At 36.3% G+C, this 1,124-nt stretch carries 3 protein-coding genes; all 3 read left to right on the top strand.

Annotated elements, in window-relative coordinates; all coding sequences use genetic code 11:
- Positions 1-117: 117 nt before the first annotated feature.
- Genes IQ211_RS19385 through IQ211_RS19375 form a run of 3 tightly spaced genes read left to right on the top strand, consistent with a single transcriptional unit; the run spans position 118 to position 1,017 of the window.
- Positions 118-345 (top strand): hypothetical protein, encoded by a 228-nt coding sequence (locus IQ211_RS19385; protein WP_193836487.1) that lies wholly within the window; start codon positions 118-120, stop codon positions 343-345.
- Positions 346-356: 11 nt separating this feature from the next.
- Positions 357-593 carry a DUF551 domain-containing protein gene (locus IQ211_RS20310; protein WP_189761424.1) on the top strand — a complete coding sequence of 79 codons (237 nt, stop codon included), beginning with the start codon at positions 357-359 and terminating at the stop codon, positions 591-593.
- A gap of 1 nt (position 594) precedes the next feature.
- On the top strand, positions 595-1,017 hold the full coding sequence (locus IQ211_RS19375) for a hypothetical protein (RefSeq protein ID WP_189761425.1): 423 nt from the start codon (positions 595-597) through the stop codon (positions 1,015-1,017).
- Positions 1,018-1,124 lie beyond the last annotated feature (107 nt).

The following is a 1,124-nucleotide window of genomic DNA, read 5'->3' as shown; positions in this document are numbered from 1 at the left end:
CGCAAATTACTCACCCGTATTGCAATATGTCAGTTAAGAATTAGTTGAAACATTGAAAATTAAACACCAGCCTCGCCAATGCGGGGCTTTTTATTACCTGAATATAGGAAAATAATAATGGCCGAATTTACACTAACAATAAAATTGATATCAAATGGCAGCGACGAAGTGAAACTCAGCACCAAAAGTGATTTGCAAGGCTCACCTTCCATATATTTTGCGCTGTTTACTAAGTCGTTTCATGAGCACGTTCAAAACAGTCTGCAAGAAAAAGCTGAAATTGCATCGGAAATAGCTCAATTAAACCAGCGAATTCTCAATTGCTATTGTGATGACGATGAATAACAGGAGGGTTTATGGAGTGGATTAAGCTCAGTGATAGCAAACCACCATATGGTAGATATTTAGTACTGTATCGAAATTCAATCAATGAAGCTCGCTACTCAATAGTAACATTCTGTGGTGTTACTAGAAGTATCTATAGTGATGAGCTTATTGATACGTGGTATGTAGAACCCAGCGGAGGTATGCGGTTATATGAATCAGAAATCACCCACTGGATGGAGTTGCCCCACCCCCCGACAGGAGAATAATATGCAACTCAGTGAGAAAAAACAGAAACTAGTTTTTGAATCATCTAAGCAGCTCAACGAAATAGGTATTAATCACACCATTGATGCCTGCGGAACTATAACGATACAAACAAAACAAGGGAAAGTTATTTATTATCCAACAAAGGAAAAAATTCAATATAAAGGAGTGGTTACCGAAGGTGGATTAAATAACGTTAAAAATTTGGTTGAGTCATTAGGATTATCTAGAGAAGCAATACTGAAAAATAATAAATCGGATGAAATGACATTGAGGGATTATTTTGCGGCTCAGGCATTAACTGCGTTACTTATTAATACTAATTTATTACCTATTATTGATGAAGGATGGTCAATTTCATTGGCAAAAGAAGCTTACAAAATGGCTGATGGAATGATGAATGAACGGGAGAATAACAATGACTAAACACATTCACGCCGATTTAATTATGGGGTAATCGTGACAATATGAAACCATTGGAATTAACAAATTTAAGATTCGATCGACTTTTGGTGATTAGTCCTGTTCCAGAA

Source organism: Xenorhabdus griffiniae (assembly GCF_015163655.1).
Lineage (GTDB): Bacteria > Pseudomonadota > Gammaproteobacteria > Enterobacterales > Enterobacteriaceae > Xenorhabdus > Xenorhabdus griffiniae.
This window is presented reverse-complemented; position numbering and strand designations above follow the sequence as displayed.

Coding starts and splice junctions, on each gene's coding strand:
- IQ211_RS19385 (WP_193836487.1), top strand. CDS start 118: ATGGCCGAATTTACACTAACAATAAAATTGATATCAAATGGCAGCGAC.
- IQ211_RS20310 (WP_189761424.1), top strand. CDS start 357: ATGGAGTGGATTAAGCTCAGTGATAGCAAACCACCATATGGTAGATAT.
- IQ211_RS19375 (WP_189761425.1), top strand. CDS start 595: ATGCAACTCAGTGAGAAAAAACAGAAACTAGTTTTTGAATCATCTAAG.